The organism is uncultured Methanobrevibacter sp., assembly GCF_902771435.1.
In the GTDB taxonomy this organism is placed as follows: Archaea; Methanobacteriota; Methanobacteria; order Methanobacteriales; family Methanobacteriaceae; genus Methanocatella.
On the sequence record NZ_CACXXB010000062.1, the window covers coordinates 1 to 7,522 of the forward strand.

A 7,522-nucleotide genomic window follows, 5' to 3' on the forward strand; every position below is an offset into this window, starting at 1 on the left:
GCTGTAAGTGCAGTCGACTATAACAACGGGTATTATGAAGTAGACTATGATGACGGGCACTACGAAGTTGACTATGATGACGGACCTTATGACTACGACGACATATATGATGATGACTACTATGAGCATAATCCGGTTCAAAGCCAGCTTGCAGCAAACACAACAGGTAATTCAACTCCTCATGTGGCTGCCGGCAATGCTCCTGCTGCAAGCAACTCTCTTCCTGCAACCGGACTTCCAATAGCTGCATTGTTTGGTGTATGCGCTGTTTTAGGCGGTGCTGCATTATACAAAAGAAAATAGATGAATATTGTTATTCATTTTTTAAAAGCATGATTTTTTATCATGCTTTTTCTCCTCCATATTTTTTCTGAACTCTTTTTAATTGAACTTTTTTTTGATGATTTCTACATTAACGTCATCCATTCTGATTTTTTGATCTTTTTTTGTTTGTGGGATATACATTCAATTTTAATAAATTAGCAATTGTTATATATTAATTTAAACACAAATATATATCAATGAATATTTTTTTGGGAGGTAAATTTCTTTGACAAATAGAAAGATAATTGTGCTTGCAATCCTGATTGTTGGTTTATTTGCATTTTCAGCAGTTTCTGCAGCAGATAATCTAACTGATGATGTTGCGAGCACGGATTTTGAAATTAATGAAGTCACTTCTTCGGATAATTTAAAAACAGAAGAAGTAATAAGTAATGATGATAATGTGACTGAAGATAGGGATGTTTTGGCCGTTGGCAGGGATGATGAAGTTTCCATAGAGGACAATGATGATGTTTTATCAATAAGTTCTCCATCATATTCTCAATATTCTTTATCAGTTTATGATACAGCAATTAATGAGGGAAGCTCTGGAAGTGTAACAATACATATTACTCCAGTTTCCAGTAGTAGCTACTATGCCTATGATTTCTACTTCAGGGTTTATGATTCAAACGGCAATCAAAAGATTAGTGAAAATTTATATAGTTCTTCTAGATCAACTAGCTATACCTATACAATTCCGGCAAATAAATTGAGTGTTGGAACATATACCATAAAGTTGGTAAATTATTATGATGGTAGGGTTATGGATACTGCTAAATTGACTGTTAAATCTTCTAATTATCCATCTTCTTCGGATTATTCTGTTAATGTTTCTGATGTTAGTATGGATTATGAAAATAGTGGTTCTATTACTATGAGTATTTCTCCTGCTAGTTCTTATTATAAATATTATTATTATTTGAAGGTTTATGATTCAAACTATAATGAGAAGATTTCTCAGTTGTATTACAGTACAAGTTCTGATTCTTCTAAAACATATAGTTTGAGTTCATCTCAGTTAAGTACTGGAGCTTATCATATAGAGATAATTAATTATGCTGATGATATGGTTATGGATACTGCTAAATTGACTGTTAAATCTTTTAATTGTCCATCTTCTTCTGATTATTCTGTTAGTGTTTCTGATGTAAGTATGAATTATGCATATGGTGAGGGTTCTATTTCTATGAAGATTTCTCCTGCTTCTCGTACTCTTTATAAGTATTATTATTATTTGAAGGTTTATGATTCAATGAATAATGAGAAGTTTTCTGAGTTGTATTCTGGTTCTGATTCTTCTTATTCTAAAACATATAGTTTTGGTTCAACTCAGTTAAGTCCGGGAATTTATGAAATAAGGATTATTAATTTTTTAGATGATGTTGTGATGGATACTGCTAAATTGACTGTTAAATCTTCTAATTATCCATCTTCTTCGGATTATTCTGTTAGTGTTTCTGATGTTAGTGTGAATTATGGGTATAGTGGTTCCATTTCTATGAAGATTTCTCCTGCTTCTCGTACTTCTTATGATTATTATTATTATTTGAAGGTTTATGATTCAAGCGATAATGAGAAGATTTCTCAGGTATATTCCAGTTTTGATTCTGCTTCTTCTAAAACATATAGTTTGAGTTCTAAAAGTTTAGATCCAGGTGTTTACACTATTAAACTTGTAAATTATTTTGATAATAATGTGATGGGCACTGCTAAATTGACTGTTTATAACAGAAATATTCAGTTTATGGGTATGACAGGAAATTGTACTGGTGATGTCGAATTTAAGGTTCGCATTTCTGAAGATGATAAATTTGTTTCAGGACAAAAGGTGACTTTTAATTGCAATGGCAAGCAATTCAGTTCTACTAGTGATAGCCAGGGTTATGCATCTTTTAAAACTCATTTAAAAGCAGGCACATATGATGTTACCACAAATTATGCCGGTATTTCCAATAAGAATACTATCGCTGTAAATAAGGTTTATGTGGGAAATGATTACAGGAATGCACATATTCAGTCCATGACTGGTCATTATAACGGTAAAAATAAGATAAGTTACTCTTGGGAGGGTAATTTGAAAGGTTATTTCAGAATATATAAAGGAAACAACATAATTTATGAAACAGAATTTAATACAAATGGGTATATTTCTGATTATATGGCCTATGATAAACATGATTATTATTATGAAGGTTCAGAGATTAATGCTGTTGGGACATACAAAGCGGTAATTGCTGATGAAAACGGCAATGAACTGGCCAAAGCAAGTATAGTAATCACAAAAGCGCCAACCCATACTAACCCTAAATCTGGCGAGACTCCAATAGGATCTCTGGGGATTCTTGAGCAACATGTCTTAGATGAATCCGGTTCCAGTAAAAATATTGGCGGCACTGCTAAACTCAAAATAGCCGGCAAAACATACAAGGCTAAGGTTAAAGATGGAATAGCTCAATTTAAGGTTAAAATGCCGATAAAGGCTAAAACTTATAAAGGCATTCTTAAATTTTCAGGAGATAAAAATTATAAAGGATGTTCTGCGTCTTTCAAAATCAAATTATATAAAACCAACATGGTTATATTAAAAAAGAACAAAAGTATTAAAGTAGGCAAATATACCATAAAACTTTCATCAAAACAATATAAATCATTAGTTAAAGCATTCAATAAAGGAAAATATAAGTCAATTAAAATTGTCACTAACTATAAGCATAAAGTTAAAGTACCATACACTAAGGCAGTTAAACAATATAAAACCACTACTGCTGTAAAAACATGGTATGCTGGTTCTTATTTGCCTATGATAAATAGAATGGAAGATAATGGCTGGACATTGGTATCTGAATATACCTACACCAAAGCAAATCCTCAACATAAGTATGGTATAGGATTAAGTGCGTACACATATGCAGTATGTAAATGGGTAAAAGTATCCTATAAAACTGCATACAAAACAAAATCATATCCTGTTAAGGCAAAAATAACAAACGACCCAAATTATATTATACCTTTCATTGAACTGTATTCCCATGGAGATACTTTAAAATTTAAGGGTATTGCAATTGCATAATCTAAGGTTTTAACTAAGTGGTGATAATTATAATTTCCGTGTGGAATTATATTTCACCATCAATTTTATTTTTACCAATCTTCTTTTCAAAATTTCCTTTCTTAAACCGTTATCTATTTTTTCAGCATTAAATTTCGATGACAATTTTCGCCAGTGTCTTAAAACATCTTTATTTTTTTAAATTTACCTTTAAATTGGTTTATTTTATTTTTTAAGATGTAAGTGAGCACTTGCATTCGAAAAACTTTATATGTGAGCTTATTCATATATTTACTTGTGCAGAGACGTGTTAAATCAAAAACAAAAACGACACATTTCGATTTTAATTAATGATTATGGTGATGCAGATGGAACTTAAAAACAAACTATTCGCAATACTGGCAATATTCTGTGTAATTTTCTCAGCGTGTGCAGTATGTGCGGCTGACAGCAATGGTGTAATGGGAATCGACGAAACATATGATGATATTGATTATGGTGGTGCTCATGATGATGTTGTAGTGGATGAAAGCGGAATGAACGACACTTTCGACGGAACTGAAATGTCTCTTAACGTGACAGGATCTCCAAATTTAAATGGTACTGCTCAAAACCAGACAGATGTTAACTCAACCGGCAATGCAACTGTCCCTGGAGCAGGAAGTAATGTTTCAAACGTAACCAATGCAACTGCAAATGACGGCTTGCCTGCAACCGGTAACCCTGTCCTGGGATTATTGGCAGTAAGTTCCCTTCTCGGTGTCGCATCATTATATAGAAAAAAATAGACTTATCTTTTTATTCATTTTTTGTTAAAAGCATGATTTTTTCATGCTTTTAATTCCTCCATATTTTTCTGATTTTAACTGGACTTTTTTTGATGATTTTACATTAACATCACGCATTTTGGATCTGTTTTTTTTGAGGATGTATTCCTCACAGGAATTTAAATATGATTGGATAAATATTTAAATGGTATTGTGTAAACTATTATTCACGGAGGTGATAATATCAACAAAGGAATTTTTGCAATCTTGGCAATTTTCATTGTCCTTTTAAGCGTAAGCTTTGTTTCTGCAGTAGACACTACTGATGCTGTTATTGCTGATGACGATGATGATGACGCATCTGTAGAAAATGCCACAGATGATGATTCAGATGACGACGACGATGATGCAGATGATGACGATGACGATGAAGATGACGAGGATGATGATGACGAGGATGATGATGAAGAAGACCTTGAGTTAGATGATAGTCCTTATCGTCATGGTGAATTGACCTCTAGTGAAGCAGCTGCTTTAGCAGACGCACCGGATAATGCAAATGGTGCAGCAGGAAGCAGTAATAATGCAAAAACAACCGGCACTAACACTAATGCAACCGGTAATCCATTATTGGTATTGCTTGCAGCTATCGCAGCATTAGGTGTCTATCCTATAAGTCGTAGAAAATAATTTTTCTACATTTTTTCTTTTTTTTTTAAGTCGTAAAATTTTATGGACTTTTTTTTTAAATTTAATTTTTCAATGCGTGAGTCCTATTTCGGTAAAAATCAGTATATTCAGTTCCACATTTAGGTACTGGTTGGAATTGTTGACTGCTTAGATAAGTTAGGAAAAGCAATATTCTTGTCTGCATCAAAGTATTTATCCGATGAACCTTTTAATTAGTATCATGCAATTTTTGTTTTTGCATGCTTGTTTATAGGTGCAGCATACAGTTCACAAAACAGCAATGCAGATGTTGACGAAATTTTAAAGAATGTTGAAGATAAATTTGATCAAAAGACTTTTAATGATTCAAAAACAGGTCTTGAAATACCCTACAATATTTACCTGCCCGATAATTATGACAAATCCAAAAATTATCCGCTAGTGGTATTCATTTCAGATTCCAGCCTTGTTGGAAAGGGTGAAAAAGCCTCACTTGAACAGGGACTGGGAGGCATAATCTGGGCAAATGATTCAAAAAACAATAAGGAAGAATGTATTGTTGTGGTTCCAACATATTCCGATGTAATCATTGATGATATGAACGGGAATGAAAAAAGCGAATATCTGAACGCAACAAAGAATTTGATAGACAATGTTTCATCCAGTTACAGCGTCGATTCAAACAGAATATATGGTACCGGCCAGTCCATGGGAGGAATGACTCTCCTATATCTTGCAAGCAAATATCCTGATTTATTTGCAGCGGAACTGTTTGTTTCATGCCAATGGGACATTGATGAATTAAGCAATCTGGATTCTCAAAAATTCTTCTATATAGTCTCTGAAGGCGATGAAAAAGCATCTACAGGTCAAAAAGAAGTTAAAGAAATGTTGGACAGTAAAAAGGTCAAATATGGTGTTTTGGAAGGCATTGATGCCCAGGCCGATAACAGCAATAAGGTCAATTCCCTCATAAATGGAAACAACAATATCAATTTCATATCCTTTAAAGAGGGCACTGTATCATCAAACTCCACTGACAACAAAATGGTCGGTGGAGAACATATGGCATCATTTGACTATGCTTATAAGCTTGAACCCGTACGGGACTGGCTATTTAAACAACATAAATAAATATGATTTAGAGTAAAATCTCTAAATTATTCTTTTTTTTTTAAACATATATTTTCAGTTACAGTTCCTGATTTTTAATTGTAAATATTGATTTAAAGACTTTAAAATTATTCAATCCTTTAAATTCACTATTAAATTGCTTTATTTTATTTTTTGCGATGCAAGTAAGTACTTGCATTCGAAAACCTTTATATATGGTCTTGTTCATATATTTACTTGTGTGAAAATGTGTCAAATCAAAAAACCAGAGGGCACATTTCAAATTAATTCAGAATAACGGTGATTGTGATGGAACTTAAAAACAAATTATTTGCAGTACTGGCAATATTCTGTGTAATATTCTCAGCATGCGCAGTATGTGCAGCGGATGATGTAATGGGACTTAACGAAACACATGATGATATTAGTGATGATTATCCTTATGACGAGGTTGTAGTGGATGAAACCGGAATGAACGACACTTTCGACGGAACCCAAAGATCTCTCAACGAAACAAGTTTGCCTGATGTGAATGATACCGCTCAAAACCAGACTGATGCCAACTCAACCGGCAATGCAACTGTTCCTGCAGCCGGCGGTGATGTTTCAAACGCAACCAATGCAACTGCAAATCAGGGCTTACCTGCAACCGGTAATCCAATCTTAGCATTATTGGCAATATGTGCTGTTCTCGGCGCTTCATCATTATATAGAAAAAAATAAGATTATTCATTTTTTGTTAAAAGCATGATTTTTCATGCTTTTAATTCCTCCATATTTTTTCTGATTTTAATTGAACTTTTTTTGTCTGTTTTCATTTTAATCTTGCGATTTTTACATTAACACCAAGCATTCTGATTTTTAGACTAGTTTTTCTTTGGGGATATATCTGTGCTTATTTTTTGGTCTGATTTGTGAAATTTCAGTCGTTAATGTCAATCATATTTCAATTGGAAATGTTTATATTATCACTAAGATATACATAAGTATAACACAGATTAACTGATATGGTTGAAAGGGGACTGTCATGAGGTTAAACATCTCGCGATGAGGTATCATTAAACTGAAATCATGACTTTAAGTAAAAAAACAGTATTTCAACGATATCACAAAAAACAAGGTGAAATATCATGAATAAACGTACTAAAATTTTGATATGCGTACTGGCAATGTTTATTGTTGGAATGACTCTCAGTGTAGCCTTTGCAGAGCCGGTTGAAGCTAAAAAATACAAGAACAAAAAAAGTATTACTGTAAAGGTAAAAGACAACAAAAAGACAGTTAAGGTGAAATGCAACTATAATAATGGACATAAACAGTATCTGGGCCATAAGTATCAAAATGGAAAAAGATATGATGTATGCATAAATTATGAGAAGAAAAACGGCATGCAGCAGGGTAAGAAAGGATGGTGGACTTCAGCAACCAATGGCGGTATGAGCGACAATGCCAAAACAGGTTCTGTTCATAATTATAAATATCCTGTAACTTCAGTTAAATTGCATAAATGGTATTGAAGTTGGCTATTCTCCTAAATGGGATTAAAAGTTTGGGGGGGGGCAATGGTTTCAATGTTTTTAATATTTTAACTTTTTTT

7 protein-coding genes are annotated in these 7,522 nt (G+C 33.1%); all 7 read left to right on the plus strand.

Annotation, left to right across the window (positions count from 1 at the left end):
- Window positions 1-303: hypothetical protein (locus QZU83_RS10025; RefSeq protein ID WP_295611855.1), on the plus strand; the 303-nt coding region annotated here is incomplete at its 5' end.
- Window positions 304-550: 247 nt separating this feature from the next.
- The gene (locus QZU83_RS10030) at window positions 551-3,397 is read left to right on the plus strand and encodes a hypothetical protein (protein ID WP_295611856.1); all 2,847 of its coding nucleotides are present in this window, start codon (window positions 551-553) and stop codon (window positions 3,395-3,397) included.
- Window positions 3,398-3,744: 347 nt separating this feature from the next.
- On the plus strand, window positions 3,745-4,164 hold the full coding sequence (locus QZU83_RS10035) for a hypothetical protein (RefSeq protein ID WP_295611857.1): 420 nt from the start codon (window positions 3,745-3,747) through the stop codon (window positions 4,162-4,164).
- A 246-nt stretch (window positions 4,165-4,410) separates the two neighbouring features.
- Window positions 4,411-4,833: a hypothetical protein gene (locus QZU83_RS10040; protein WP_295611858.1), complete on the plus strand. Its 423-nt coding sequence runs from the start codon at window positions 4,411-4,413 to the stop codon at window positions 4,831-4,833.
- A 243-nt stretch (window positions 4,834-5,076) separates the two neighbouring features.
- Window positions 5,077-5,946: an alpha/beta hydrolase-fold protein gene (locus tag QZU83_RS10045; RefSeq protein ID WP_295611859.1), complete on the plus strand. Its 870-nt coding sequence runs from the start codon at window positions 5,077-5,079 to the stop codon at window positions 5,944-5,946.
- A 288-nt stretch (window positions 5,947-6,234) separates the two neighbouring features.
- A complete protein-coding gene (locus QZU83_RS10050; protein ID WP_295611860.1) occupies window positions 6,235-6,648 on the plus strand; it encodes a hypothetical protein in 414 nt (137 codons plus the stop codon).
- 407 nt (window positions 6,649-7,055) lie between these two features.
- Window positions 7,056-7,442: a hypothetical protein gene (locus tag QZU83_RS10055; protein ID WP_295611861.1), complete on the plus strand. Its 387-nt coding sequence runs from the start codon at window positions 7,056-7,058 to the stop codon at window positions 7,440-7,442.
- The last annotated feature ends 80 nt before the right edge of the window (window positions 7,443-7,522 follow it).